At 62.7% G+C, this 26,769-nt stretch carries 22 protein-coding genes and 1 tRNA gene; 9 read left to right on the top strand and 14 right to left on the bottom strand.

The annotated features are described in order from the left end of the window. The first annotated feature begins 47 nt into the window (after positions 1 to 47). Complete coding sequence (locus tag C7441_RS14875; RefSeq protein WP_109613561.1) at positions 48 to 1,565, top strand: DegQ family serine endoprotease; 1,518 nt, start codon at positions 48 to 50, stop codon at positions 1,563 to 1,565. Positions 1,566 to 1,761: 196 nt separating this feature from the next. Next, positions 1,762 to 4,404, top strand: coding sequence for a bifunctional lysylphosphatidylglycerol flippase/synthetase MprF (gene mprF / locus C7441_RS14870; protein ID WP_109613560.1), 2,643 nt, complete (start codon positions 1,762 to 1,764; stop codon positions 4,402 to 4,404). Positions 4,405 to 4,418: 14 nt separating this feature from the next. Here mprF and C7441_RS14865 read toward each other — a convergent pair whose 3' ends face one another. After that, entirely contained in the window at positions 4,419 to 5,021 is a 603-nt protein-coding gene (locus C7441_RS14865; RefSeq protein ID WP_244916164.1) for a DedA family protein, read from the bottom strand. Positions 5,022 to 5,231: 210 nt separating this feature from the next. Here C7441_RS14865 and C7441_RS14860 point away from each other — a divergent pair, with 210 nt between their 5' ends. Continuing rightward, positions 5,232 to 5,543 carry a hypothetical protein gene (locus tag C7441_RS14860; protein WP_019172979.1) on the top strand — a complete coding sequence of 104 codons (312 nt, stop codon included), beginning with the start codon at positions 5,232 to 5,234 and terminating at the stop codon, positions 5,541 to 5,543. Positions 5,544 to 5,690: 147 nt separating this feature from the next. Here C7441_RS14860 and C7441_RS14855 read toward each other — a convergent pair whose 3' ends face one another. Then, positions 5,691 to 7,529 (bottom strand): chloride channel protein, encoded by a 1,839-nt coding sequence (locus tag C7441_RS14855; protein WP_109613558.1) that lies wholly within the window; start codon positions 7,527 to 7,529, stop codon positions 5,691 to 5,693. A gap of 173 nt (positions 7,530 to 7,702) precedes the next feature. Between C7441_RS14855 and C7441_RS14850 the strand changes: the two genes are divergently transcribed. Beyond that, entirely contained in the window at positions 7,703 to 8,686 is a 984-nt protein-coding gene (locus C7441_RS14850; protein ID WP_109613631.1) for a zinc-dependent alcohol dehydrogenase family protein, read from the top strand. Positions 8,687 to 8,692: 6 nt separating this feature from the next. Here C7441_RS14850 and C7441_RS14845 read toward each other — a convergent pair whose 3' ends face one another. Together C7441_RS14845 and C7441_RS14840 are read right to left on the bottom strand one after the other, a co-directional pair. Continuing rightward, the gene (locus C7441_RS14845; RefSeq protein WP_109613630.1) at positions 8,693 to 10,444 is read right to left on the bottom strand and encodes a metallophosphoesterase family protein; all 1,752 of its coding nucleotides are present in this window, start codon (positions 10,442 to 10,444) and stop codon (positions 8,693 to 8,695) included. Between the two features lie 29 nt (positions 10,445 to 10,473). Further along, positions 10,474 to 10,989, bottom strand: a complete 516-nt coding sequence (locus C7441_RS14840; RefSeq protein ID WP_019172983.1) for a DUF308 domain-containing protein — start codon at positions 10,987 to 10,989, stop codon at positions 10,474 to 10,476. Positions 10,990 to 11,425: 436 nt separating this feature from the next. Here C7441_RS14840 and C7441_RS14835 point away from each other — a divergent pair, with 436 nt between their 5' ends. The 5 genes from C7441_RS14835 (at position 11,426) to C7441_RS14815 (ending at position 19,548) form a co-directional block, all read left to right on the top strand. Continuing rightward, positions 11,426 to 12,556 carry an efflux RND transporter periplasmic adaptor subunit gene (locus C7441_RS14835; RefSeq protein WP_019172984.1) on the top strand — a complete coding sequence of 377 codons (1,131 nt, stop codon included), beginning with the start codon at positions 11,426 to 11,428 and terminating at the stop codon, positions 12,554 to 12,556. Between the two features lie 43 nt (positions 12,557 to 12,599). Next, positions 12,600 to 15,680 (top strand): efflux RND transporter permease subunit, encoded by a 3,081-nt coding sequence (locus tag C7441_RS14830; RefSeq protein ID WP_109613557.1) that lies wholly within the window; start codon positions 12,600 to 12,602, stop codon positions 15,678 to 15,680. 123 nt (positions 15,681 to 15,803) lie between these two features. Next, a complete protein-coding gene (locus C7441_RS14825) occupies positions 15,804 to 16,799 on the top strand; it encodes an ABC transporter substrate-binding protein (RefSeq protein WP_210205661.1) in 996 nt (331 codons plus the stop codon). 44 nt (positions 16,800 to 16,843) lie between these two features. Beyond that, positions 16,844 to 18,487, top strand: a complete 1,644-nt coding sequence (locus C7441_RS14820) for an ABC transporter permease (protein WP_210205660.1) — start codon at positions 16,844 to 16,846, stop codon at positions 18,485 to 18,487. After that, positions 18,487 to 19,548 carry an ABC transporter ATP-binding protein gene (locus tag C7441_RS14815; protein WP_109613554.1) on the top strand — a complete coding sequence of 354 codons (1,062 nt, stop codon included), beginning with the start codon at positions 18,487 to 18,489 and terminating at the stop codon, positions 19,546 to 19,548. The genes C7441_RS14820 and C7441_RS14815 overlap by 1 nt, the downstream gene beginning before the upstream one ends. Positions 19,549 to 19,624: 76 nt before the next feature. On the opposite strand, the gene C7441_RS14810 is transcribed toward C7441_RS14815, so the two are convergent. From C7441_RS14810 to murA, 10 genes are all read right to left on the bottom strand, one after another. Beyond that, a complete protein-coding gene (locus tag C7441_RS14810) occupies positions 19,625 to 20,728 on the bottom strand; it encodes an FAD-dependent oxidoreductase (protein ID WP_109613553.1) in 1,104 nt (367 codons plus the stop codon). A 183-nt stretch (positions 20,729 to 20,911) separates the two neighbouring features. Then, positions 20,912 to 20,987: transfer RNA gene (locus C7441_RS14805), tRNA-Phe, on the bottom strand. A gap of 435 nt (positions 20,988 to 21,422) precedes the next feature. After that, a complete protein-coding gene (gene yacG, locus C7441_RS14800) occupies positions 21,423 to 21,620 on the bottom strand; it encodes a DNA gyrase inhibitor YacG (protein WP_019172990.1) in 198 nt (65 codons plus the stop codon). Next, on the bottom strand, positions 21,617 to 22,246 hold the full coding sequence (locus C7441_RS14795; protein WP_109613629.1) for a Maf-like protein: 630 nt from the start codon (positions 22,244 to 22,246) through the stop codon (positions 21,617 to 21,619). Before C7441_RS14795 ends, yacG begins: the two co-directional genes overlap by 4 nt. Positions 22,247 to 22,281: 35 nt before the next feature. Beyond that, positions 22,282 to 22,500: a translation initiation factor IF-1 gene (gene infA, locus C7441_RS14790; protein WP_019172992.1), complete on the bottom strand. Its 219-nt coding sequence runs from the start codon at positions 22,498 to 22,500 to the stop codon at positions 22,282 to 22,284. A gap of 90 nt (positions 22,501 to 22,590) precedes the next feature. After that, on the bottom strand, positions 22,591 to 23,055 hold the full coding sequence (locus tag C7441_RS14785; protein ID WP_019172993.1) for an arsenate-mycothiol transferase ArsC: 465 nt from the start codon (positions 23,053 to 23,055) through the stop codon (positions 22,591 to 22,593). Next, positions 23,043 to 23,528, bottom strand: coding sequence for a UPF0262 family protein (locus C7441_RS14780; protein ID WP_109613552.1), 486 nt, complete (start codon positions 23,526 to 23,528; stop codon positions 23,043 to 23,045). Before C7441_RS14780 ends, C7441_RS14785 begins: the two co-directional genes overlap by 13 nt. A gap of 8 nt (positions 23,529 to 23,536) precedes the next feature. Then, on the bottom strand, positions 23,537 to 24,829 hold the full coding sequence (gene hisD / locus C7441_RS14775) for a histidinol dehydrogenase (protein ID WP_109613551.1): 1,293 nt from the start codon (positions 24,827 to 24,829) through the stop codon (positions 23,537 to 23,539). 18 nt (positions 24,830 to 24,847) lie between these two features. Next, a complete protein-coding gene (locus C7441_RS14770; RefSeq protein WP_109613550.1) occupies positions 24,848 to 25,282 on the bottom strand; it encodes a DUF2948 family protein in 435 nt (144 codons plus the stop codon). Positions 25,283 to 25,374: 92 nt separating this feature from the next. After that, positions 25,375 to 26,664, bottom strand: a complete 1,290-nt coding sequence (murA, locus tag C7441_RS14765; protein WP_109613549.1) for a UDP-N-acetylglucosamine 1-carboxyvinyltransferase — start codon at positions 26,662 to 26,664, stop codon at positions 25,375 to 25,377. Positions 26,665 to 26,769 lie beyond the last annotated feature (105 nt).

Genomic DNA, 26,769 nt, shown 5'->3' with positions numbered 1-26,769 from the left:
CGGCGGAACGCGCCACGGCACGATCAACCACAGTAGGGACCAGAAAAATGTCCTCCTCAATCCTTCGCAAGCACCGCGTCGTTGCCCTGTTGGGCGCGGCATTGATCGTAACCCCGCTCCTGCTGTCGCCCGTCTTGCGGGCGGATGCCCAGGCAACGCTTTCCCCAGTCGCAAGCATCGTCACGCCAGGTAAGTCTTTCGCTCCCATCGTCACTGCCGACAAGCCTGCCGTAGTCACCATCATGAGCAAGATGCAGGTGGCCTCGTCGGATAACAATGGCGGCTCGCCGTTCGAGCGCGGTTCGCCTTTCGACGAATATTTCCGCCAGTTCTTCGGTCAGCGCGGCATGCCGATCCCGCAACCGCAGCCGAAGAGCCAGGAAGCTGAAGCACTGGGCTCCGGTTTCATCGTTGATCCCAGCGGCCTCATCGTCACCAACAACCATGTCGTCGAGGGCGCCTCCGAGATCAAGGTCATACTCGATGATGGTACGGAACTGACCGGAACGCTTGTCGGGCGCGACGCCAAGACCGATCTGGCTGTTATCCGCGTCAAGAGTGACAAGCCGTTGCCGACGATCCAATGGGGCGATTCCGACAAGCTGCAGACGGGTGATCAGGTGCTGGCGATCGGCAACCCCTTCGGCATCGGCACGACAGTGACGGCCGGCATCGTGTCGGCGCGTGGCCGCGACCTGCATTCGGGTCCTTATGATGACTTTATCCAGGTCGATGCCGCCATCAACCACGGCAATTCCGGCGGCCCGCTGGTCGACATGGAAGGCAAAGTCGTGGGCATCAACTCGGCCATCTATTCGCCCAATGGCGGCAATGTGGGCGTGGGTTTCGCCATTCCATCCGATCAGGCCGAGCCGGTGGTTGCCAAGCTCATCACGAGCGGCTCGATCGAGCATGGCTTCATCGGCGTACAGATCCAGCCGGTGACGCCGGATGTTGCCAATGCACTGGGCCTCAGCACGTCGTCGGGTGCGCTCATTGCCAATGTCACCGATGGCTCCCCGGCGGCTGAAGCTGGGCTGAAGACGGGTGACATCGTCACCGGATTCGGCGGCCATGAGATCAAGGATCCGAAGGATTTGTCGCGCGCGGTGGCCGATGTCAGCCCCGGTACGAAGGAAAAGATGACGATCTGGCGCGACGGCAAAAGCATGGATGTCTCGATTTCCGTCGGCAACAATGACAATGACGAAAAGACGGCGGAGACGCAAAGCAGCCCAAGCCAGACACCGGACGGCAGCTACAACGTGCCCTCGCTCGGGCTGTCGCTTGGTGACATCGACCGCCAGGTGCGTGAGGCGCTGAACCTCTCCACTGGCGAGAAGGGGGCGGTGGTGGTGAACGTCAATCCCGACAAGGCCGGCGGCGAGCAGGGCATGCGGGAAGGTGACGTGATTCTTTCCGTCAATCAGGTGCCGGTTCACAACGCTAGAGAAGCTAGCCGGGCCGTTGCCGAAGCGGCGAAGTCCGGAAAAAAGTCGGTGCTGCTGCTGGTCGATCGCGGCGGAACCCAGACTTTCGTGGCGATTCCTTTCGGCCGCGCCTGACGCATTTCAGCTCGAAACCGACCCATCCGGGCCTAAATGTCCGGATGGGTTTTTCGTGCGCATGGACGGATTGCCGTCAAAAAGCCGCGAGAGACTTGCTTAAGGTCGCCGTTCGCTGTGAAAACCCGGCGTGGAGTGGATTCGTATATGTGCTAGTCCATCGAGACCGTCAACATCTGGAGGCCGGCGTTCATCCATGAGTGAGCCTATTGTCGGAAAAGCGCGCCTGTATCAGCGTTTGCGCGCCTATTCGGGGCCGGTCGTCGCCATAGTGGTGACAGTGGTTGCGTTGTGGCTCTTTCACCGGATGACGGCGGGGTTGCGGCTGGCGGACATCAAGGACGCGCTGGGCATGATGTCGCGCTCGAGCATCGCCATTGCACTGCTTGCCACCTTCGTCAGCTATTGCGCTCTGGCCAGCTACGACATTGTCGCCTGTCGCATCGCCGCGCCCGGCAAGGTGCCGTGGCACAACGCGGCGCTGTCGGGCATGAGCGGCTATGCCTTCTCCAATTTCCTCGGCTTTCATCTGTTCACGGGCGGCGTGGTGCGGTTTCGTACCTATTCGCGCAGCGGGCTGGATGCCGGCGAAATCGGCCAGGTGGTGTTGCTGAGCTGGGTCGGCCTGTGGCTGGCCTTCACCGCGGTGGTGGGGCTGGCCTTGCTGTTCGATCCTGAAGGCGTGTCGCTGCTGCGTATCATGCACGCCTCGGCGGATCGCGTCATCGGTTTCGCCATCATTGCCACGCTGGTGGCGCTGTTCTTCTACGCTGGCCCGCAGGGGCGTGAATTGCGGCTGCTGAGCTGGCGCTTCCCGCTGCCGCCGCGCGGCATGCTGGTGCTGCAGCTTGTGGTGGGCGTGATCGATCTGGTCGCCTCGTCGGGCGTGCTTTTCGTGCTTTTGCCGGCCGATGCGCAAGCCGGCCCGGCCCTCTTCCTGACCGTCTATATGAGCGCCGTCATTCTGGGCTCGATCAGCCACGTGCCCGGCGGCATTGGCGTGTTCGAGGCCACCCTGATCGCGGGGTTAGGCTTGCAGGGGCGGGCCGACATACTCGCATCGCTGCTGGCCTATCGGCTGATCTACTATTTCCTGCCCTTCTTCATTGCCGTGGTGATGCTGGCGGCTGCCGAAGCCGGCATGATACGCGGCAAGCTGGCCGCCCGCTTCGTCGGCCCCACAAGGACGATCAAGGCCATGGTGCCGCTGGTGGCCGCCACCGTGGTGTTCATCTCCGGCGTCATCCTGCTGTTCTCGGGTGCCACGCCCGGCTTGCCGGGCCGGTTGGAAACGCTGGAACACTGGTTGCCGCTGCCTCTGGTGGAAACCTCGCACTTCCTGGGTAGCCTTGTCGGCCTGGCCCTGCTGGTGATCGCTCATGGTCTTCAGCGGCGGCTGTTCTCGGCATGGGCTGTGGCGGTGGGAATGCTGATGGCCGGAGCGGTGTTTTCGATCGCCAAGGGCTTGGATTGGGAAGAGGCGCTGACATTGGCGCTCGCGGCCGTGTTTCTGCTGCTCTCGCGAAGGGCGTTCTATCGCCGTGTGCCACAACGCATCTCCAGCCTTTCCTGGGAGTGGCTGGGGCTGGTGACGCTGGTGCTGGTCGCCACGATCTGGCTCGGCTTCTTCTCGTATTCCCACGTCGAATATTCCAACGAGCTGTTCTGGGAGTTCGCCTGGGAGGGCGGAGCGTCGCGTTTCCTGCGGGCCATGGTGGGTCTCGTGGTGGCGGCTGCTGCGCTCGGCGTGGCGACACTCATATACCGGCCCCCGCCGAAGTCGAAGCAGGCCGGCAAGCCCGAATCAGACGCAATCGCGGCGGTCATCGCCCACTCACCCGACACCCAGACCAACATTGCTTTCCTCGGCGACAAGGAATTTCTCTGGTCGCCGGATGGATCAGCCTTTCTGATGTATGCTCGGTCGGGCCGCTCGCTGGTTTCGATGGGCGACCCGGTCGGCGATCCGGAGCAGGTCGAGGACCTCATCTGGCAATTTCGCGACATGGCCGACCATGAGGCCATGCGGGCCGTTTTCTATGCGGTGCGCCCGGACAACCTGCCAGTTTATCTCGACATGGGATATGCGCTGCTGAAACTCGGCGAGGTGGCGCGCGTAAAGCTTGAGGATTTTTCGCTGGAAGGCCCAAAAAACCAGGAGCACCGCTATGCCGAACGCCGCGCCGCCAAGGAGGGGCTGATCTTCGAGGTCGTCGCGCGCAAGGACGTCCCCGCGATCGTGGAAGAATTGAGGCAGGTTTCGGACGCATGGCTGCGGGAGAAGGGCGGCAGCGAAAAGGGTTTTTCGCTCGGTCGTTTCGATCCGGCCTATCTGGCGCATTTCGATTGCGCTGTCATGCGCGACAGCCGGCACGGAAATCGGATCGTGGCCTTTGCCAACATCTGGCGCAGCGGCGGCATGAACGAAATATCCGTCGACCTGATGCGCTATCTCCCGGGCGCTTCGAAAGTGCTCATGGATGCGCTGTTCGTGCAACTGCTGCTCTATGGCAAGGAGCAGGGCTATCGCTGGTTCAATCTCGGCGCGGCGCCCTTGTCGGGACTTGCCGATCACGCGCTGGCGTCGCGCTGGAACCGCATGGCGACTTTCGTCTTTCGCCACGGTGACGACTTCTATCATTTCGAGGGATTGCGTGCCTTCAAGCAGAAGTTCTCGCCAGTGTGGACGCCTCAATATCTGGCCTGCCCGGGCGGGCTCAGCATACCGCAGGTGTTGCTCGACCTGAATGCCCTGATCTCCGGCGGTCTGGGCCGGCTCATCGGCGCCAGTTCGTTAAAGCCGAAGCGGCGGCGTCAACGCATGAAGCAGGTGGCTTGAGCGCCGTCCGCGGTTCAGCTCCGGTTTGAAATGCCTGCTTTGGCACGCGCGACGAGTTCCTGTTCATTGCGGCGTATGAACACCAGCCCGGCGACCACGAACAGGAGCGTCGCGACGAGGGCAAGCGCGCTTGCCGGCCCGGCGACTGCCCTGACGCGCTCGCCGAAGAAATAGGCGCCACCTCCAAACAGGACCGCCCAGCAGATGCCGCCGGCTGCGTTCATGGCCAGGAAATGGGACCAACTCATGCGGTTGGCGCCGGCAAGCACGGCGGCGAATATGCGCAGGAATGCAACGAAGCGGCCGAAGAAGACGATCTTGCCGCCATGTTTCAGAAACAGATATTGGCCAATCCGCAGCCTGCCTTCGTCAAGACGCACATAGCGTCCATATCTGGTAAGCATTTTCAGCCCGACCGTGTGGCCGACCAGATAGCCGATATTGTCGCCGATTATCGCCCCTGCGGCGGCCACCGCGATGACATCGACCAGTTCCATGCCGTGTGTGGCGCCGGCATAGAGAGCCGCCGAAACCAGCGCGGTCTCGCCGGGCATGGGAACGCCCATGCTTTCTGCGGTTACCACGGCAAACAGCGCCCACAAACCGTAGGTATGCATCAGCTGATGGAGCAATGTTGGCGAGATGAGTTCTGACATGGGCTTCGAAAATCGCGTTAGCGGGAATATGTGGCTGATCGGCGGCAGCGGGAGGGTCGTCCCGCAAAAATCCCGCCGGTAGCGTCCCGGTTGCGTCGTGGCCTCAGTTCCCGGTGACGTTGAGTGTGCGATATGATATTAACGCCGCATCGATAACAGGAGAGGTCTTCGATGAACAAACGCTTGTCTCTGGCTGCGGTTCTGGCGCTCGGCACGCTTGCCCTTGCCGGTTGCAACACGCCGCAGGAGCGCGCCTTGGGTGGCGGCGCCGTCGGCGCCGGCGTGGGAGCCTTGGCCGGACAGGCCATCGGCGGCAATACCGGCAGCACCGTGGCCGGTGCGCTGATCGGCGGCGTGGCGGGAGCCGCGCTGGGTGTAGCCACCACGCCGGGGATGTGCGTCTACCAGCAATATGACCGCCGTGGACGCCCGCTTTATGACCGTTACGGCAATCCGCGCACCTATGAGGCGCGCTGCAACTGATCGCGGCATGCCGATCAGTTTTTACCGCCCGTCTCTTCGGCTGAAGAGGCGGGCGTTTGCGCTGCTGGCTTCGGGTGGTGAGCGGTGGTGCCTTCAACGTTTCCGAGGATCGCCGGGGGAGGCGGGCGGAGGGTCCCGTGAGGGTGTCTATCGTTCGCCGGCGATGTCGCGACGCACCTTGTCGAGTTCCTCGGCATAGCGGCGCAGCATGTGGCCTTCGGTGAGCAGGGCGATCACCTTGCGCCCGACGAAATCCTGCACCACCGCCAGTTCCTCGCCGCCTGCGCGCGCGCACGTTTCGGCCGCGGCTTTCACGTTCATGGTCGGCACCAGAACCGTGTCGCGGTGCCTGGCGAAATCGACGACGGGCTCATGGTTCACATCGGCGGAGGGCGGTTGGGCATGGATTTCGGCGACGATGATCATGCCCAGATATTTCTTGTCGGGATCGACCGCGATGACGCGCTGGGTGGAGCCCAGTGGCACCGCTGTGCGGAAATCGGCCACCGTCATGTCGCCCGGAACGGTGCGCACGTCCTCGCGCATCATGCTGCCGACGGTTAGGTTGCGCATCCAGCCGATGTCCTGCGCGCCGCGGATCGTCTCGCCGCGCAGATGGAAACGCCAGGTCGAGAAGGAGAAGCCGAAGGTTTCGCGCACAAGCAACGACGAGACGATCGCCGCCGCAAGCACCACGCCGGTGAGCGCGAGATTGCCGCTGGATTCCAGCGCCAGGAAGGTCATGGTCAGCGGCCCGCCGATCACACCCACGGCCAGCGATGTCATGCCAACCATTGCCGAGACCAGCGGGTCGATGCCGATTTCCGGTGAAAGCACGGCCATTCCGGCGGCGAATATCTTGCCCAGCAGCGCCCCGAGGAAGAGCGAGGCGAAAAACAGGCCGCCGCGAAAGCCTGAGCCGAGCGACACGGCAGAGGCCAGCAGCTTGAGCAGGAATATCTGGACGATGACGGCGAGGCCGTAATTCATGGCCAGTTCCCGGTGCAGACCGCCATGGCCGCTCGATAGCACCTGCGGCGTCAGCAACGCGAGCATCCCGACGATCAGGCCGCCGATTGCCGGACGAAGCCAGGGCATGATACGGGCCTTGATGAAGAACCGTTCCACCAGCGTCACCAGCCGCATGATGCCTATGGAAACGCCACCGGCCAGCAGGCCCAGGATGATGAAGGGTACATATTGCGCCGCTGTCATTGGCGGAAGCTGGCCCAGATCGATCGGAAACTGCACCCCGCCCATATAGCTGGCGGTCAGTGACGCGCAGATCGCCGCAGCCATCACGGGCGCGATATTGGCGATCGAATAAACGCCGATGATAAGCTCGAACCCATAGAACGCGCCGGTAAGCGGTGCGCCGAAAGCGGCCGCGATGGCGCCTGCCGCGCCGCAACCCACCAATATGCGCACGTCGCCGCGCCGCAGCCCGAATTTCTGCGCGATCCATGAAGCGATGCCCGAGCCGGTCTGCGTGTAGGCGGCCTCGAGGCCGACGGATGCGCCGAAGCCGCTCGACACCATGGTCTGGCCGGCGACGATGAACGTATCGGTCATGGACAGCCGGCCGCCATAGAGCGCATTGGCTTCGATAGGATCCACCGGTGTGCGGTAGCGGCGCAGCTTGAGATATATGACGCTCAGGCCGAGGACCGCGCCGCCGGCGGCCGGCACCAGCGCCTGCCAGGGGCTGGACAGCGAGAACATCGCTGAAAGCCGTGCTCCGGCAGGCAGGCCGAAAAGCACCCAATGCATGAATTGCACGATGGAACCCAGGACGGTGGCGAGCGCGCCGGCGATCACGCCCACGACACAGGCAAGCAGCACGATGGTGATGCCGCGCGCGGTGAGAAACCGCCATGTTTCGCGAAGTTGGATGCGCAGTCGTCTGTAGGCGATGGCGGTCGGGGTCTCGGAATGCACGGCGACGTCCGTTCGACGGGAAACGAAATTGGCAATGGCACCCGTCATAGGACAATTTCAAGGTTGACGAAAACCGGCTTGTTTTCAAAGGCGTGGCAAAATTGTCCCATCGCTCGGGTTTCGTTCAGCCGTGGAGCCGCATTTGCGCCGGGCGGGCCAGAGGTGGAACTGCTGGCAGTCTCCACTGTTATCGGCTGCGAATGGCGATCAAAGGCGAAGCCATGCAGGCGATGGTGTTGGAAGCGGTCGGCAAGCCGCTGGTGTTCACCGAACGCCCCGATCCATTACCGGGGCCGGGCGAGATTCGTCTGGTGGTTGAAGCCTGTGCCGTTTGCCGCACTGATCTTCATGTCGTGGATGGCGATCTGCCTGATCCCAAATTGCCGCTCGTGCCGGGGCACGAGATCGTGGGGCTTGTCGATGCGGTGGGAGAGGGCGTCGATCCGGCGCGTGTCGGTCGCCGCGTGGGTGTGCCGTGGCTGGGGCATGCCTGTGGCGTGTGCGGCTATTGCCGCAACGACGCGGAAAATCTCTGCGACGCACCGCAATTCACCGGCTACACGCGCGATGGCGGCTTTGCCACGCACGTTTTGGCGGACGGTGATTTCACATTCGATCTCGACATGGAGGCCGATCCGGTCTCGCTGGCGCCATTGCTGTGCGCCGGACTGATCGGCTGGCGCTCACTGAAACGGGCGGGTTCGGGACGCAGGATCGGACTCTATGGCTTTGGTGCGGCAGCGCACATCATCGCGCAGATATGCGTGTGGCGGGGCCGTGAGGTCTATGCGTTCACCCGGGCGGGCGACAGGGAGGCGCAGCGTTTCGCGCGCGACCTCGGCGCAGTCTGGGCAGGCGGTTCCGGGACGCTGCCGCCCGAACCGCTTGACGCGGCCATCATCTTCGCTCCGGTGGGTGGGCTGGTGCCACAGGCTTTGCGTGCTGTCCGCAAGGGAGGATGTGTGGTTTGCGGCGGCATTCATATGAGCGATATCCCGGCCATGCCCTATTCGCTTCTTTGGGAGGAGCGAGAACTGGTTTCCGTCGCCAATCTGACGCGGCAGGATGGGCGAGAATTCTTCCCCGTTGCAACGGAGGCGGGCGTTCGCACCCACACAACGACCTATCCGCTCGACCAGGCCAACCTTGCTCTGGCGGATCTGCGTGCCGGCCGCTTCAGCGGAGCGGCGGTGCTGGTTCCGTGACACCGGTTACGGCTCATCGGGGCGGGGCACTCCTGCAAGTTCTATGCGCTCGGGCCGCAGCAGCTTGAGGCTGCCGTCGCCAGTTGCGGCGATGGTGTGGATGTAGAAGGCGGTCGGCATGTCGTCAGTCGCCTCCATGACGGGCGACGGGGCCGAGACGATCAGCAGGCCCTCGCACTGCCCGATCCAGTCGATATGCCGGTGTCCGTGCATCAGCACGGCGCGTCCGGCAAAAGGCTTCAGCCGGCGCAGGAACCAGTTCCCGTTGATGAGGGCGGTGCCGATGCGTTCCGACAGCGCTTTGGTCGCGTGAGGATATTCGATGGCATGGTGATGCAGCAGCACCAGCCAGCGCGCCTGCGGGTAGTTTTTTGCCACATGCTCGAATGCGCGCACCTGCTCGGCCGAAACCAGGCCAAGTGCGTTGGTGAAGGAAAAATGCGTGTCGGCATTGGAATTGAACAGTACGAGGCCAAGGCCGCTTGCTCCGTCCGGAGGCAGGATCATCGGAAATATCTCGCTCCAGAGTGTGGACAGCCGGCGTGAGAATCTCGGCCGGGCGGCATCGGCGAAACGTTCGATGGCCGGGCGCCAGGCTTCGAGCGCGGTGGCCAGGCTTGCGCCCAGCGTTCTGCCTTCGTGATCCACGACCCGGACGCGTGTGCCTTGTACCCATTCCATGCCGGACAGCATGCGCAACTGCCTCAGGCGCGGATTGGGGCTGGTAGGCAGGTCCATGCGCGCCGGGTTGGCGCGATCCACGATGTTGAGGTCGTGATTGCCGGGAATGATGAGCACCCTGTCGGCAAGGGTGGGATGCGCCTCCATGATCGTGAAGAATTCGGTCCATTCGGCCATCCGCCCGGCATCGGTGATGTCGCCGGTGATCAATATGTGGTCGAGCCGCGCGGCGCGGTCGATCTCTTCGAGCCTCACGAAAAGGCTGCGCAGACGGTCGTTGCCGCGCGGCCCGGCGCGGCCGCTTTCGATGCGGAAACCATAAGGCTCCCCGACGATATGGATGTCGGAGAGGTGAACGATCCGCCACCGCCGGGCATCGGCCGGGGCGGTATCGAAGCTTTCGAGGTCGCGCGGCTGCGACATGGTGGTGTCGGCAAATGCCCAGGTCAGTGCTCCGGCCGCCAGATAAACGCAGATCACCGCCACGCTGTTGGCGAGCGCGACGCGCGCCAGTTGCTCGATCGAGCCGACTTCCTGCAAGGCGCCGAACACATGGGTCGACGGCCACACCGCATAAAGCAGAAGCAATGCGAGCAGCGACACGAGAATGCCCGCGATGGCAGCGGCACCGGCGCGCCATCGCACGCGTGTCATTTGTGATGCGCCGGCAGGCAGCAGACGTTCCGCCAGGTGCCGCAGCCCTTCGCGACAGGCCCCGTAGCCGGGCTGGACGACGATCGAAGTCAGCGCCCAGAAGCTGTGTTCGGCAAGCCGCAGGAAGGCCCTGCCGCCATACCAGCCGACGGCAAGCACCAATAGAAGGATCAGCAGGGGCACAACGCCGTCGAGCGGTTCGAATACACGATCCGATAGCGTCTGGAACCAGGCGGCGGCCGCGATGGGAAACAGCCCGAGGAACAATCCGGGCAGGATCAGCAGGAGGAGCCACGCTATCGCCAGTTTCAGCAGGCTGATCTCGATCAACATGCTGCCGGCAATCGACGCAAGCGACCGCTTCTTCGTACTGGAGGCGTCGTCTTCTATGTCGCCGAACCGCGGGTCGATGAGGGGTCTCATGCCGTCACCCACCTCGGTTTCCGCCCGGCTCAGGCCGTGGTTCGAATCCGCCAGGCGCGGTAGAGCAGGCTGAGCGCATAGAGAATGAGCAAGGCCGTGACGATGCGCATCAACGTCGCCGCGCTCGACAGTGGCATGAACAACAGTGCAAGGCCGAAAATGGCATAGAGGCCGCCGCTGACCATGGCCGGCAACGGGCTTGCATAGCGATCCCGGTCAATTAGGCTCGATACGATCTCGACGAGCCCGGCAACGAGCGCCAGCAGGCCGACACAAGTGGCCAGGAAGGACAGGCTGAAGACATTGGTAAGCAGGCCGCTGGCCAGCACGATCACCCCTGCAACGATGCAGCAGAGATTGCGGATCAGCACCAGTTGGCCCCCGGCATTGCGGGATGCCCACGTCTCGCCGGACGCCAGCCCGAGAGCGCCATCGACCAGAAGCAGGCCGCCGCCGGCCAGCAACACGAATTTTACCGCTTCGGCGGGATAGAGGAAGGCGAGTAGCCCTGCGGCGATCATCACGATGCCGCGGAGTGCCGTCATTGTCGCCTGGTATCGCCTGGATTCGTTGGTTGCCATCGGTCCACGCTCCCTATGTGCGTTGCGAACGCTATCCAGCGTTGCGCCCTGCGTTGTTAAACGGATTACTTCGGAAGTCTCAGCGCTTGGGTCTCAAATGTGACTTGCACAGTATCCTTGATGCTTTCTTCCTAATGCGGAAATTTTACCCGAACTTGTGCCGCTCGGCTATGCCGGGATTACGTAGGCGTCCAGCGACAATGCTTCGATCACGCTTTGTTATCAAGAAGGTGACTGGCCGCCGCCACTCCGGCCCCTAGCTATTGCCGAAAATGTGCCTGTGTCGCTGCAAAGCCGCCGCTCTCCGAGCGATCCGGTTCGACCGCTGCGGTTGCGGAAGGTGACGCGAGGCACCTGTTCTTGCAAATAGCACTCGTGCGTTCCCCGGAAGGCGCGTCTGATGCTGAAGCGCATGATTGTCATGCTTGTCCTGACAGGGCTGGTTCTGGGCGGTATTTTCGGTTTCGAGGCGTTCCGGTCGTCGATGATCCGCAAATACATCGCCACGCTGTCGAATCCGCCGCAGACCATATCGACCATGACTGCGGGATTGCAGGAATGGCAGCCCAAGCTTGAGGCCGTGGGCAATGTGCGCGCGGTCAACGGGGCAAGCATCAGCGGACAGGTCGCAGGCACCGTTTCGGGCGTGCATTTCAAATCCGGCGCGGATGTGAAAAAAGGCGACCTGCTTCTGGAACTGGAGGCAAGCGACGACATTGCCCATCTCGACGCGCTGAAAGCGACGGCGGCGCTGGCCAAGATCAACCTGGATCGCGACACCAAGCTTGCCAGGACGGACACGGTGAGCAAGGAGGTGGTCGATACCGACAGGGGCAACTACCTCAATGCGCAGGCACTGGTCGAGCAGCAGCAGGCACTGGTCGATTACAAGTCCATAGCGGCTCCGTTCGATGGACGGCTTGGCATCAGGCAGGTCGATGTCGGGCAATATCTCGCCGCCGGCACAGCCATTGTCAGCCTCCAGCAACTCGACCCGATCTATGTCGATTTCTATGTTCCGCAGCAGGCGCTGGCGCAGGTCAAGGTCGGCCAGGCTGTCATGGTCAGGGTCGATACGTTCCCTGACAAGACCTTTCCGGGGCAGGTTGCGGCCATCAATTCGCAGGTCGATCTCGCCACCAGAAATGTCCAGATCCGCGCCAATGTGCAGAACAAGGACAAGTTGTTGCTGCCCGGCATGTTCGCGACCGTGGATATCGAGGTGGCCGCGCCACAGAAGTTCATCACACTGCCGCAGACCGCGATTGCCTACAATTCCTATGGAAACATCGTCTACATCGTGGACGACAAGGGCAAGGACGCCAACGGTCAGCCGCAACTGGTGGCGCGGCAGACATTCGTGACCACCGGTGCCACGCGCGGCGATCAGGTCGCCGTGCTCAACGGCGTGAAAGAGGGTGAGACGGTGGTGACAGCCGGGCAGGTGAAACTGCGTAACGGCGTGCCGGTCAAGATCGACAACACCGTCCAACCCACCAACGATCCCAACCCCAAGCCGGTGGACCAGTGATGCGCCCGGATCGCTCACGCGGCAGTCGAAAGGATCGGCGGTCATGAAGTTCACCGACATCTTCATCCGCCGCCCAGTGCTGTCCATCGTGGTCAGCCTGGTGATCCTGGTTCTGGGCCTGCGCGCTATCGGCTCGCTGCCGATCCTGCAATATCCGCGCACCGAAAACGCGGTCGTCACCGTCACCACGACCTATTATGGCGCCGACCCCGATGTGATTGCGGGCTTTATCGCCACGCCCCTGGAGAACGCCATCGCCCAGGCCAGCGGCATCGACTATATGAGTTCGACCAGCCAGAGCGGCGTCAATGTCATCACGATCTATCTGCGTCTGAACTACGATGCCGACAAGGCGCTGACCGAAATCAGCACCAAGGTCGCCTCGGTCATCAACCAGTTGCCGACCGGTACGCAGCAGCCGGTGCTGAACGTCAAGATCGGCCAGACAGTCGATGCCATGTATATGGGCTTCGACAGCGACGTGCTGCCGCGCAACAAGATCACAGACTATCTGGTGCGCGTCGTGCAGCCCAAGCTGCAGGCCGTGCCCGGCGTGCAGACGGCCGAAATACTCGGCGGCCAGAATTTCGCGCTGAGGGCGTGGCTGGACCCAGCAAAGATGGCAGCCTATGGCCTGACCGCCACGGATATATCCAACGCCCTGCAGGCGAACGATTATATTTCCGGCCTCGGCTCCACCAGGGGGCAGATGGTGCAGGTCAATCTCACCGCTTCCACCAGCCTGCATAGCGCCGAGGAGTTCGCCAATCTGATCATCAAGCAGTCCGGCGGCGCGGTGGTGCGGCTGAAGGACGTGGCCTATGTGAGCCTCGGCGCCGACGACTATGAATCGCAGGTGGCATTCGACGGCAAGCAGGCCGTCTATATCGGAATCCAGGTGGCGCCCAGCGCCAATCTGCTCGACGTGATCGCCGGCGTGCGCAAGGTGTTTCCCGAAATTCAGGCGGAACTGCCCCAAGGGCTGCGCGGCGCGATCGTCTACGACTCGACCGACTTCGTGAACAGCTCTATCCGCGAGGTGGTACGCACGCTTGTCGAGGCGCTGCTCATCGTCACGCTGGTCATCTTCGCGTTTCTCGGCTCGGTCCGCTCCGTGCTGATCCCGCTGGTGGCTATTCCGCTGTCGCTGATCGGCAGCTTCATAATCATGCTTGCGCTCGGCTTTTCCATCAACCTGTTGACGCTGCTGGCGCTTGTGCTCGCCATCGGACTCGTGGTGGACGATGCCATCATCGTGGTGGAGAACGTCAACCGGCACATCGATGAAGGCGTGAAACCCGTTCCCGCCGCGATTGCGGCGGCGCGCGAACTGGGAAATCCTATCATCGCAATGACCGTGGTGCTGGTTGCGGTTTATGTTCCCATTGGGTTCCAGGGTGGGTTGACGGGCGCGCTGTTCACCGAATTCGCCTTCACGCTGGTGGCTGCAGTGACCGTTTCGGCGATCATCGCGCTGACGCTGTCGCCAATGATGTGCTCGCGCATCCTGAAGGCGCGTGACGAGCGCGGTGGTGGCTGGCAGGAGCGGCTGACGGCGTTCATCGACCGCACTTTCGAGCGCGTGCGTAACCGCTATGAGCGCTGGCTGCACGGCAGCTTGAACTATCTGCCCGTGACGGGGGTGTTCGCCGTAATCGTGCTGGGGAGCATTTATTTCCTCTACGCCGGCGCCAAGAGCGAGCTGGCGCCGCAGGAAGACGAGGGCATCATCATCGTCTCGTCCACGCCAGCCGCCAATGCCACGCTCGACCAGAAACTGCTTTATTCCCGTCAAGTCTATGGCCTGTTGGCGCAGCACCCGGAAACGGCTCACGTCTTCCAGATCGACGCCCCCGGCACGGCCATCGCCGGCATGGTGTTCACGCCATGGGACAAGCGCACCCTGACCACCAACGATTTGCAGCCGGTGGTGCAAAAGCAGATGGACAGCGTGGCGGGCGTGCGCGCGGCTGTGTTCCAGCTGCCGCCGCTGCCGGGCAGTCAGGGGCTGCCGGTGCAGTTCGTTCTGACCACCACCAACTCCTTCGAGCGGCTCAACGAAGTGGCGCAGAACTTCCTGCAGGAAGCGTTGAAGAGCGGCATGTTCATCTTCCTCGACAGCGACCTGAAGATCGACAACCCGCAATCGGTCGTCGAGATCGACCGCAACAAGACCGCACAACTCGGCCTCAAGATGAGCGACGTCGGCGCAGCCCTGAGCAGCATGCTGGGTGGCGGCTATGTGAATTATTTCAGCCTCGACAACCGCTCCTACAAGGTCATCCCGCAGGTGCAGCAGCGCCATCGGCTGAATCCAGACCAACTGATGAACTACTATATCGGGGCTGCGAACGGCGTGCCGATTCCGCTGTCCACCGTGGCGAAGATCACCACACGGACGATCCCTGAATCCATCAACCATTTCCAGCAGTTGAACAGCGCCACGATACAGGGTGTAGCCGCCCCCGGCGTCTCGCAGGACGAGGCGCTGACATTCCTGCAGAACCTGGCCAGGCGCAGCCTGCCGCAAGGCTACACGGTCGACTATGGTGGATTGTCGCGTCAGTATATCCAGGAGGCGTCCGGTTTCGTCACCACCTTTGCCTTTGCCCTCATCATCATCTATCTGGCGCTGGCCGCGCTGTTCGAGAGCTTCCGCGATCCGATCATCATTCTGGTGTCCGTGCCGATGTCGATCGCCGGCGCGCTGATCTTCATCAGCATCGGTCTCGGCGGCGCAAGCCTGAACATCTACACCGAGGTGGGGCTGGTGACGCTGATGGGCCTCATCAGCAAGCACGGCATTCTCATCGTCGAGTTCGCGAACGAACTGCAGCATCAGGGCAAGTCCAAGCGCGAGGCCATCGAGGCGGCCTGCGGCATCCGCCTGCGCCCCATCCTCATGACCACTGCCGCCATGGTGCTGGGCGTGGTGCCGCTCATCATCGCCACCGGCGCGGGCGCGGTTTCGCGTTACAATATGGGCCTGGTCATCGCCAGTGGCCTCGCCATCGGCACCTTGTTCACGTTGTTCGTCGTGCCTGCGGTCTACATGATGATCGCGGCCGACCATTCGAAGCGGGCGGAGGAAGAAGAGTCGACCGCTCCACAAGCTCAGGAGTAAATGGGCATTCAGTTCTGGATAGCGCGGCCATGCGGTTGACCCTTCATGGATTGGTGTCGATAATTTGCCGACTCATGAATGTCAGTGATCTGTCGTCCGGCGACAGGCTGGAGAGGGGGAAACATGAAATCGTTCGTTCGTTCCGTGTTGGCTGCGGCCATGGCGTCGTTCATGGCGGTGAGTTCCGCCCATGCGCTCGTCGTCTATTCGAGTGTTGACGAAGAAAACGCCAAGAAACTGCTCGACGCCTTCACCAAGTCCACCGGCGTGGACGTGCAGATGGTGTTCCTGTCCTCCGGCCCGGCGCTGTCGCGTATCGAGGCCGAAAAGGCCCGTCCGCAGGCCGACGTCTGGTTCGGTGCGCCGAGCGAGAATCATATGCTGGCCAGGGAGCGTGACCTGACCGAGCCTTACGCCTCGCAGAACGCCTCGGCGCTTTCCGACGAGTTCAAGGACAAGGACGGCTACTGGCACGCCATCTACACCAACCCCGTCGCCGTTGGCGTCCGCACCGACATTCTCGAAAGCCGTGGCGCGCCGATCCCGGCCTCGTGGGAAGATCTGAAGAATCCGGCCTATAAGGGCCTGATCCAGATGCCGTCGCCACAGTCTTCCGGTACGGCCTATGCGGTCATCCTGACCCTGCTCAAGGAGCGCGGTGAGGACGGTGCCTTCGAATATCTCAAGGCGCTCAACCCCAACATCCAGACCTATACGCAGAGCGGTACCGCTCCCAGCGGCGCGCTGGGCGTGGGCGAAACGCCGATCGCCATCCAGTTTTCGCCGGGCTTCCTGAAGCTCGCCGACGAGGGCTATCCGGTCAACGTCGTGTTTCCGAGCGAAGGCGTCGGTTACGAGGTTGCCGCCATGTCGATCCTCAAGGGCGCGCAGAACATGGATGACGCCAGGAAGCTGGTCGACTGGATGACCTCGGCCGAAGGGCAGGGCGAGCTTGCCGCTACCAAGACCTACTTCCTGCCGATCCGTGGCGATGTGAGCGGCGGCGAGGGCGTTCCGACCCTCGACAAGATCAAGCTCGTCTCCACCGATCCGACCTTCGCCGCCGAGAACAGGCAGAGGCTTGTCGAGCGCTGGACGAAGGATGTGCTCGGCCAGTAAGGCGCCTTAGACCATTGTTTGCGAAAGCGCGTTCTGAACTGCGGTTGCTGGCGCGGGATCCCATCCTTCTCGCGCTGCTTGCCGTTGTCGCGGTATCGATCGTCCTGTTCGTCGTCTATCCGCTGGTCAGGGTGTTCCTGGCCAGCTTTCAGGTGGACGGCAACTGGACGCTCGAAGGCTATGCCGCACTTGCCGAGCGCAGGCTTTACCGCAACGCGCTGATCAACAGCCTGAGTGTCGGCGTTCTTGTCGGCCTCCTCGGCGTCGCCATAGGCTTCATCGCGGCACTGGTACTGACGCGGCTGGACGTGCCGGGCAAGCGCCTGCTGCACTACATAACCATCCTGCCCATCGTCTCGCCGCCCTTCGTCAGCGCGGTGTCGATCCTGTTTCTGTTCGGCTTCAATGGCCTGGTGACAAAGCAGCTTCTGGGTTTGCAGGATTTCTCCATCTATGGCTTTCGGGGCGTGGTGCTGTCGCAGGTCTTCACCTTTGCACCCATCGCCTATCTGTCGATGCGCGGCGTGCTGGCCTCGATCAGCCCGACGCTGGAGGATGCGGCGCTCAACATCGGCGCCACGCGCTGGCAGGCCTTCTGGAAGGTCAGCTTTCCGCTGGCGCTGCCCGGCATCGCCAGCGCCTTTCTGGTCGTCTTCATCGAATCCATGGCCGATTTCGGCAATCCGCTGGTGCTGGCGGGAGCGGGCTTTCCCATGCTCGCGCCGCAGGCCTATCTGGAGATCACCGGCTCGTTCAACCTGTCGCGTGGCGCAACGCTTGCCATCGTCCTGCTGATACCGTCGCTGACGGCCTTTGCCATCCAGCGCTATTATCTGGCCAAGCGCCAATACATCACCGTCACGGGCAAGCCGACGGCCTCGACCACAAAGGTGGTGAGCGAGCCGGTCAAATGGCTGCTCTTCGGCTTCGTGGTCCTGTTCGCGTTGTTTGTCACCGCATTCTATGCGGTCATCCTAGTCGGCGCGCTGACCAAGGTGTGGGGCTTCAACTACACGCCGACGCTGCAGCATTTCGTCTATGTCTTCAATGTCGGCTTCGACACGGTGAAGGACACGTTGATCGTGGCGCTGATCTCCACCCCGGTCAGTGGCCTGTTCGGCATGTTGGTGGCCTTCCTCGTAGTACGTCGCGTGTTTCCGGGCCGCACGGCGCTGGAGTTCGGATCGATCCTCAGCTTTGCCGTGCCGGGCACGGTGGTCGGCATCGGCTACATCCTGGCCTTCAACGCGCCGCCGCTGGTGCTCACCGGCACACTGACCATCCTCGTGCTCTGCTTCGTCTTCCGCTATGTGCCGGTCGGCATCCAGTCGGGCATAGCCGTGCTGCGGCAGATCGATCCCTCAATCGAGGAGGCGGCGCAGAATCTCGGCGCCGATGGCCTGACCACGTTCCGCAAGGTGACGCTGCCGCTCATCGCGCCGGCCTTTTTCTCCGGTCTCGTCTACGCGTTCGTGCGCGCCATGACGGCGATCAGCGCGGCCATCTTCCTGGTTTCGGCCAACTGGAACCTGATGACCGTGCAGATCCTCAACCAGGTCGGCTCGGGCCGGCTGGGCGTCGCGGCCGCTTACAGCGTGGTGGTGATCGTGATCGTCCTCATCGCCATAGCCGTGATCAGCACGCTCGTCAGCCGCTGGTCGCGCCACACCTCCATGGTGAGAAACTGATGACTTTGGGTATTCGCATTGCAGGTCTCAACAAGACCTTCGCCGGCCATGACGGGGTGCCCGTCGCCGCGGTCAAGAGCATCGACCTGAACATAGAGGAGGGCAAGCTGGTCACGCTGCTGGGGCCTTCCGGTTGCGGCAAGACCACGCTTCTGCGCATGATCGCCGGCTTCGAAGAGCCGACCGAGGGCGACATCTGGTTCGGCGACCGGCGCATGAACGATGTGGCTCCCAATGCGCGCGATGCCGCGATGGTGTTCCAGTCTTATGCCATCTTCCCGCATCTCGATGTGTTCGAGAACGTCGCCTTCGGCCTCAGGCTGCGCAAACTCCCGCGCAAGGAGATCGAGGAACGCGTGATGCGCGTGCTGGAGCAGACCGGCTTGTCCGGCTATGCTCGCCGCTCGCCCAACCAGCTTTCCGGCGGCCAGCAACAGCGCGTGGCGCTGGCGCGCTGCATCGTCATGGAGCCGCGCGTGCTCCTGTTCGATGAGCCACTGTCCAATCTCGACGCCAAGTTGCGCGAGCAGATGCGCGTGGAAATCCGTGAGTTGCAGCAGCGACTCGGCATCACCAGCGTCTATGTCACACACGATCAGGTCGAGGCCATGAGCATTTCCGACCGCATCGTCGTCATGAACGGCGGTGTCGTTGAGCAAGCCGGCACACCGCATGAGGTCTATGCCCGTCCGGCGACCCGTTTCGTGGCCGATTTCATCGGCAAGGCGAATTTTGTCTCCGCAAGGATCGCGGAAGCCGGCAGCGTTGAAATCGCCGGTACCCGCTTCGGCATGGAGGGGCTGCCGCAGGCGGCCGTCGCCAAGGATGTCACGCTGGTCATCCGGCCGGAAGCGGTACACCTGTCGCGCGACAAGGGCGATTTTGCCGGAACCGTGCGTCGGGTGATGTTCCTCGGCAATATCGCGGAGTATCTGGTCGATGTGCCGGGTGCGGGCGAATGGCTGGTCGACAGTCCCAATCCTGCCGAAACCGGACTGTTCGCGGTGGGCGAAACCGCGCATCTGACGCTTTCGCGCCCGTCGATCCACGTTCTGGGCTGAGGCCCTCCGCTTATGAAGGGGGTGATGAAAACCGGGAACAGAGCCCGCGGACAGCCAGTTTCCGATTTCTACAGGCTCATTCCTTCAGCCCCGCCAGGCGTTTCAGGAGCGGTCCCTGCAGGACTTGCGAATGCCCGACAGCGCAGAATGCAAAATTTCTCAACGATTGTGCGGCGCGGCTGCTGGTTTGGGCCATCCGCAGCATTCGCTCGCTAAGAGTGATCCAGCGCCTGCCGACTGGCCAACGCTCTGCCGTATAGTCCGCCAGCGTGCAGTCGCCAAGCCGGCGCACGAAGCAGGCGGCGTCCTCAATGCCGAGGTTCATGCCACGCGCGCCAATGGGCGAATGGGCATGGGCGGCGTCCCCGCCCAGAAATGCGCGGGCGCTCTGGTAGCGTTGCGCCTGCCGTGCGGGAATATGGAATGCGTCGGTGCGCAGAAGCTGCGAAACCCGATAGCTGCCCGGTATTCGCGCGAGGGCATCTGTCGTATTGGAAACTGCGCGAAAGCGGTTGTCTCCGATCGGGATGATGAAACCCACATCGCCGTTTTCATGCAGGAAAGCCTGGGCCGTCAGTGGCTCATACGGCCAGTTGGCGATTTCCGCGTCGGCGATGCTCCATTGCCGCTTGTGGGTGTAACCGTCGAAGGAGACACCCATGGCCTCGCGCACGGTGCTACCTACGCCATCGGCGCCGAAAACCTGATCGAAGCGGGCCTCCTGGAGACCGTCCGGTGTGTCGAGGCGCACCTCGATTGCCTCCGCGCCCTCGCTCATGCACACCAGTCTGGTACGCCACTCCACGCGCGCGCCGAAATCCCACAACACGTCGGCCATTATGGCTTCGGTATCCTTCTGGGGCAACGACAGCAGGAAATCGAATCGATGCTCGAGGGAGGAGAAGTGGAACACGCCGAGTTCGCGCCCGCCAAAATGGAAATGAAATCGCCGAATTCGCAATGCCTCGGACAGGAGCCGCTCTGACGTGCCGGATGGCTCGAGGATGTCCAGACTGTGCGGGCTGATGCCTACTGCCTTGCTGAGCGGGGTAGGGCCGTCCTTGCTGTCGATGATACGGGGCATGATGCCTTGCCGAGTCAGTTCGAGCGCTGCCGTCAGGCCGGTTGGGCCTGCGCCGACAATCAGGATGTTCGGACGCGCCAGAAAGCCCGCTATCAATTTCGTCCCCAGTACTGCGCCGTCGCTTCAAACTGCACTTGCACCGCCGATCGTGTTGCAACCGACGACGTGTGCGGACGACAACGCGCGACAACGACGATCGTTGCCAGAAACTTTGGCGTCGTGGGGATAGCCACGGAACGCCAAGCGACACGCGGCTTTGATGATTTTTTAGGAAAATAATGGTGCCCAGACGCGGATTCGAACCACGGACACGCGGATTTTCAATCCGCTGCTCTACCAACTGAGCTATCTGGGCCCGGAGGGAAGTCTTGCAACCCCCGAAAGCAGGCGGGTTATAGCATGAGATTTGCGCCTGTCCAGCGCCTGAATGCCGATTGTGCAAAGAAATCGGAAGGGCTTCGCCTGACGCGTGGATATCGAGCGCGGCGATCGGTTCTTCGCCGCGAAAAGCTACGAAAACAGGAGGTTGCGACACTTGAGGGTGGGCGCATGTCTCCGTTGCCGATACGGATTCCCGATGATACGGAGCCCGCTATCCGAATCGCAGACGAGGCGTCTTGGTGAAGGAGAGGCTGCGCTTGCGAAATGGGCACGGTGGCGCGCAGGGACTGGCAGGTTCAAGGTGGCTACAGCAGCCCAAGAGTCCTTCCAAAGATAGAAACCGGTTTTCGTTTGGAGACACCCGGTAGGGATGGACGCGACGGATCACCAAAGGTGGAACAATGGCGACCTATTCCTTGTCGTCTTCCTCTTCGCCTTCGCGTCCGGGGATGACATAGCTTCCCGAAAGCCAGCGGTTGAGGTCCACCTGCCTGCAGCGGTCTGAGCAGAACGGATAGGAGTCGCGCGTCGAGGGCTTGCCGCATTCGGGGCAGGCACGCTTCGGCCGTAGCGGCGTGACCTTGCTGGCGGTGTTCCTGGTGTTCATGCGCGCGGCCCCGCCAGCCAGCCGAAATGCACCGGAAAGCCCTCGGCGGTCAAAAGGCCGATCGTTTCATAGAGCGGCAGCCCGACGACATTGCTGTAGGAGCCCACCAGCTTGACGACGAAGGTGCCGGCAAGTCCCTGTATGGCGTAGCCGCCCGCCTTGCCGCGCCATTCGCCGGAGGCGAGGTAGCTTTCCAGTTCCTCGCGGCCCAGGCGCTTGAACCGCACGCGCGTTTCAACCAGGCGCTGGCGCAGCTTGCCGTCGGGCGTGATCAGGCAGACACCGGAATAGACGCGATGCGAGCGGCCGGAAAGCAGGCTGAGGCAGTTGTTGGCATCATCCACCATCTCGGCCTTGGGCAGGATACGCCGGCCCACGGCCACGACCGTATCGGCGGCCAGCACGAAGCTGCCGTTGTAATCCGTCTCGGATTTCAGCGAGGCATGCGCCTTCTCTGCCTTTGCCTGGGAAAGGCGCTTGGCAAGCGAGCGTGGATGCTCGGCGCGCAACGGCGTTTCGTCGATATCGGCCGGCAGAAGCCTGTCCGGCTCGATCCCGGCCTGCTGCAGAAGCTCGATCCGGCGCGGCGATGCCGAGGCAAGCACAAGCTTCTTTATGGCGCTCATCATGGACCTGTCGGTGGACGCAGCGATGCTGCAGCCTATTTGAAACGATAGGTGATGCGACCCTTGGTGAGGTCGTAGGGCGTCATTTCGACGAGAACCTTGTCACCCGTCAGCACGCGGATACGGTTCTTGCGCATGCGGCCGGCCGTGTGAGCAATGATTTCATGTTCGTTTTCAAGCTTGACGCGAAACATCGCGTTCGGAAGCAATTCCGTCACGGTGCCCGGAAACTCGAGGACTTCTTCCTTCGGCATTCTTTACCTTTGGTTTGGATGACATTCGACGACGAGGTCGGAATTTGGCCGGAACCTATATGATTACGGTCACTTTGTGAACACGCTTAATCATACGCCATTTTCCGCCTCGTCAGCCAGAAGACGATTGGCGATCCGTGCCTTCAGCCGCTCGCGAACATCGCGATAGGCGTCGAGTATCTGTTCACGCGTGCCGGTGACCGTGGTCGGGTCGGCGGTCGGCCAATATTCCACGTCGATGGCCATCGAACGGGTAAGTTCCAGCGCGGCGTGGTGCGCTTCCGGCGCGAGGGTGACTATGAGGTCGAAATAGTCGTCTTCCAGCTCTTCCATCGTGCGCGGCTGACGATCGTTGAGCGAGAGGCCCTCTTCTGCGAGTACCGCGTCCACGAAGGGATCGCGCTCGCCCACGCGCACGCCGGCGGAGGCAATGAAGGTGGAGGCCGGAAGCACCTTGCGCGCAAGCAGTTCGGCCATGGGCGAGCGCACGGCATTCATGCCGCAGACAAAGAGGATGGAGCGGGGCGCGGCTCTGGTCAGGATCAACCTCGCCAATGCAGCACGCAGACCAGCGTGAAGACGCGCCGGGCGGTGTTGAAGTCCATGTCGATCTTGCCGGCCAGCCGGTCCCTCAGCGTTTGCGAACCCTCGTTGTGGAGGCCGCGTCGGCCCATGTCGATCGCCTCGATCTGGCTGGGGGAGGCGGTGCGAATGGCGGCATAATAGCTTTCGCAGATCATGAAATAGTCTTTCACGATCCGCCGGAATGGCGTTAGCGACAGGATATGCGTCGTCACCGACTCGCCGCCCTCGCGCGCGATGGCGAAGACCAGTTTCGAATCGATCAGCGACAGCTTCAGCTTGTACGGACCGCCACCCTCGTCATTGGCCGGCTGGAAGCTGTTCTCCTCGATCAGGTCGAAGATCGCCACCGCCCGCTCATGCTCGATGTCGGGCGTCGAGCGACCGATCGATTCGTCGAGCTCGACGTCGATCAGTCTGGAGCGATGGCGGGCAAGATCGTGCATCCTTCACTCTAAAGATTGAGGCGGATCGCGACGGAGCGTCCGTGGGCTTCCAGTCCCTCGGCCTTCGCAAGGGCGATCGCGGCAGGCGCCAGCGCGCGCAACTGTTCCGGGCCGAGCTTCAGCAGCGAAGTACGCTTCATGAAGTCGAGCACATTGAGGCCGGACGAAAAGCGGGCCGAGCGGGCGGTGGGCAGCACGTGGTTCGGCCCCCCGACATAGTCGCCGATCACTTCGGGCGTGTGGCGGCCAAGGAAGATGGAGCCGGCATTGCGGATCCTGGGCAACATGGCGTCGGGGTCCGCAATGGCGAGCTCGAGATGTTCGGCCGCGATGCGGTTGGCCAGCGGGACCGATTCGTCGAGCGAACCGACCAATATGATCGCGCCGAAGTCGCGCCAGCTCGCTGCGGCGGTTTCGGCGCGCGGCAGCGTTTCGAGCTGGCGCTGGACGGCCTTCTCCACCGCTTCGGCGAAGACGTCGTCGTCGGTGATCAGGATGGATTGGGCGGAGGCGTCGTGCTCGGCCTGCGCCAGAAGATCGGCCGCGATCCAGTCCGGATCGTTGTCGCTGTCGGCAATCACCAGCACCTCGGAGGGGCCGGCGATCATGTCGATGCCGACAGTTCCGAACACCTGTCGCTTGGCGGCTGCCACATAGGCATTGCCGGGGCCGACGATCTTGGCGACCGGGCGGATCGTTTCGGTGCCGTAGGCCAGTGCGGCGACCGCCTGCGCGCCGCCGACGCGATAGATTTCCGTGATGCCGGCCAGATCGGCCGCCACCAGCACAAGCGGGTTGATGACGCCGCCGGAAGGGGGCACGACCATGACGATGCGTTCCACGCCCGCGACCTTTGCCGGCATGGCGTTCATCAGCACCGAGCTGGGATAGCTGGCGGTGCCACCGGGCACATAGAGGCCCACGGCTTCCACCGCCGTCCAGCGCGCGCCGAGTTCCACCCCCAGCGCGTCCACATAGTGGTCATCCTGCGGGCGCTGGCGCTGGTGATAGTCGCGGATACGGTCGCGCGCGAAGGTCAGCGCTTCCGCGGTTGCCGGGTCGGCATCGCGATAGGCCTGCTCGATCTCCGCGCGTGTGACGGCGATGCCGATCGCGTCGAGGTCGGCGCGATCGAACTTGCGCGTATAGTCGGCCAACGCCTTGTCGCCGTGTTCGCGCACCGTGGCGATGATGTCGCGCACCACGGCCTCCACGTCGGGCGAGGTTTCGCGCTTGGTGGTCAGGAATGCCGCGAAGCGTGTCTCGAAATCGGGATCGGAGGTGCGAAGCGTGATGGCCATGGAAAAGTTCGGGTGCTTTCAGATCTTGTGGAGGGGACGGGAACTGGCCTGCCAGACGCCGTCGAGATCGGCCAGGCGGGCCTCGATGCACTCGACTTCGAGCGCGATCGTGCCGCCACCGGAGAAATCAAGCTCGATGATGCCGGCCGGGTCCTCTTTCGGCTGGAAGCGTAGCGCCAGCAGCGACAGCACGTCCTCCGGTTTGTCGCGGGCAATACCGGTGGATTTCACCGCCAGCACGCGCGCGAAATCCAGAACGGCGCGACGGCGCTGGTAGCGGGGACGCAGGAAGCCGCTCCGGCTTTCCCAGGCGAAGCGGTTCATCGGCAGCATGAAGCGCTTGTTGGCGGCCGAATATTGCAGGCCGCCAATCTTCATTACGGCATCCTGCACATGAGCCGAAACGATCTTCAAATCCTGGTCGTCGAAGGCGACGAGTCTTAGCTGGTCCATATCCGCATCCGCGCCGAAGGCTTCGATCTTGTGTTATGCGCTCTTGGCCGTACACGCAACCGAAACGCCTATCGGCGGATGTGGATGCAGCCTTACGACGAAATGCGTTCGATGATCGCGCCGCAGCCCGACAGCTTTTCTTCCAGCCGCTCGAAACCCCGGTCGAGGTGGTAGACGCGGTTGACGGTGGTTTCACCTTCGGCGGCAAGCCCCGCGATCACCAGCGACACGGAAGCACGCAGATCGGTTGCCATGACCGGCGCGCCCTTGAGCCGGGTGACGCCGTCTACGATCGCAGTCTGCCCGGCAAGCGTGATATGCGCGCCGAGGCGAGCCAGTTCCTGCACATGCATGAAGCGGTTTTCGAAGATCGTCTCGGTGATCTTCGACTTGCCGCGCGCCATGGTCATCAGGCCCATGAACTGCGCCTGCAAATCTGTCGGGAAGCCGGGGAAGGGCTCGGTGATCACATCGACCGGGTCGATGCCGGTGCCGTTGCGGCGCACGCGGATGCCGTTTTCCACCGCCGAAATCTCGGTGCCGGTCTGGGCAAGCGTATTGAGCGCGTTCTGCAGAAGATCGATGCGGGCGCCTTCCAGAACCACGTCGCCGCCGGCCATTGCGACGGCCATGGCGTAGGTGCCGGTCTCGATGCGGTCGGGAATCACCTGATGGCGCGCGCCCGACAGCGCTTCGACGCCCTGAATGGTGATGGTGGAGGTGCCAGCACCCTCGATCCTGGCGCCCATCGCGACCAGGCATTCGGCGAGATTGACCACTTCGGGTTCACGGGCGGCGTTTTCCAGCACCGTCTCGCCGCGGGCCAGCGTGGCGGCCATCATCAGCACATGGGTGGCGCCGACCGAGACCTTGGGGAACACATAGCGGTTGCCAGTGAGGCGGTTCTTCGCCCTGGCGATGACATAGCCGTTTTCGACGTCGATTTCCGCGCCGAGCGCCTGCAGGCCGTCGATGAAGAGATCGACGGGCCGCGTGCCGATGGCGCAGCCGCCCGGCAGCGATACGCGTGCCTCGCCCATGCGGGCCAGAAGCGGGCCTATCACCCAAAAGCTCGCCCGCATCTTGGAGACGAGTTCATAGGGCGCGGTTGTGTCCACGATCTGGCGGGCGGAGAAGGTGATGGTGCGGGAATAGCCTTCCTGCTGGCGCTCGCGGCGGCCATTGACCGTATAGTCGACGCCGTGATTGCCGAGAATGCGGATGAGCTGTTCGACATCGGCCAGATGCGGCACGTTTTCCAGGGTCAGCGAATCGTCCGTCAGCAGCGAGGCGATCATGAGGGGCAGCGCCGCGTTTTTGGCGCCGGAGATGGGAATGCGGCCCTCCAGATGATTGCCGCCGACGATTCTGATGCGGTCCATACGAATCATTTCTCCGGGAAGCGGCCCGGTTTTAAGAGATTTAACGTTGTGGTCCGTCTAGACCATGCTCAAATGCCGTTCAAGGATAGCTGGAAAAGGTCGAGA

The organism is Pseudaminobacter salicylatoxidans, from assembly GCF_003148475.1.
GTDB lineage: Bacteria > Pseudomonadota > Alphaproteobacteria > Rhizobiales > Rhizobiaceae > Pseudaminobacter > Pseudaminobacter salicylatoxidans.
This window is presented reverse-complemented; position numbering and strand designations above follow the sequence as displayed.

Coding starts and splice junctions, on each gene's coding strand:
- hisD (WP_109613551.1), bottom strand. CDS start 24,829: ATGGCCATCACGCTTCGCACCTCCGATCCCGATTTCGAGACACGCTTC.
- C7441_RS14795 (WP_109613629.1), bottom strand. CDS start 22,246: ATGAGCGCCATAAAGAAGCTTGTGCTTGCCTCGGCATCGCCGCGCCGG.
- C7441_RS14780 (WP_109613552.1), bottom strand. CDS start 23,528: ATGCACGATCTTGCCCGCCATCGCTCCAGACTGATCGACGTCGAGCTC.
- C7441_RS14865 (WP_244916164.1), bottom strand. CDS start 5,021: ATGCATACCTACGGTTTGTGGGCGCTGTTTGCCGTGGTAACCGCAGAA.
- C7441_RS14875 (WP_109613561.1), top strand. CDS start 48: ATGTCCTCCTCAATCCTTCGCAAGCACCGCGTCGTTGCCCTGTTGGGC.
- murA (WP_109613549.1), bottom strand. CDS start 26,664: ATGGACCGCATCAGAATCGTCGGCGGCAATCATCTGGAGGGCCGCATT.
- C7441_RS14855 (WP_109613558.1), bottom strand. CDS start 7,529: ATGACGGGTGCCATTGCCAATTTCGTTTCCCGTCGAACGGACGTCGCC.
- C7441_RS14825 (WP_210205661.1), top strand. CDS start 15,804: ATGAAATCGTTCGTTCGTTCCGTGTTGGCTGCGGCCATGGCGTCGTTC.
- C7441_RS14815 (WP_109613554.1), top strand. CDS start 18,487: ATGACTTTGGGTATTCGCATTGCAGGTCTCAACAAGACCTTCGCCGGC.
- C7441_RS14840 (WP_019172983.1), bottom strand. CDS start 10,989: ATGACGGCACTCCGCGGCATCGTGATGATCGCCGCAGGGCTACTCGCC.
- mprF (WP_109613560.1), top strand. CDS start 1,762: ATGAGTGAGCCTATTGTCGGAAAAGCGCGCCTGTATCAGCGTTTGCGC.
- C7441_RS14835 (WP_019172984.1), top strand. CDS start 11,426: ATGCTGAAGCGCATGATTGTCATGCTTGTCCTGACAGGGCTGGTTCTG.
- C7441_RS14830 (WP_109613557.1), top strand. CDS start 12,600: ATGAAGTTCACCGACATCTTCATCCGCCGCCCAGTGCTGTCCATCGTG.
- C7441_RS14860 (WP_019172979.1), top strand. CDS start 5,232: ATGAACAAACGCTTGTCTCTGGCTGCGGTTCTGGCGCTCGGCACGCTT.
- C7441_RS14845 (WP_109613630.1), bottom strand. CDS start 10,444: ATGAGACCCCTCATCGACCCGCGGTTCGGCGACATAGAAGACGACGCC.
- C7441_RS14850 (WP_109613631.1), top strand. CDS start 7,703: ATGCAGGCGATGGTGTTGGAAGCGGTCGGCAAGCCGCTGGTGTTCACC.
- infA (WP_019172992.1), bottom strand. CDS start 22,500: ATGCCGAAGGAAGAAGTCCTCGAGTTTCCGGGCACCGTGACGGAATTG.
- C7441_RS14770 (WP_109613550.1), bottom strand. CDS start 25,282: ATGGACCAGCTAAGACTCGTCGCCTTCGACGACCAGGATTTGAAGATC.
- yacG (WP_019172990.1), bottom strand. CDS start 21,620: ATGAACACCAGGAACACCGCCAGCAAGGTCACGCCGCTACGGCCGAAG.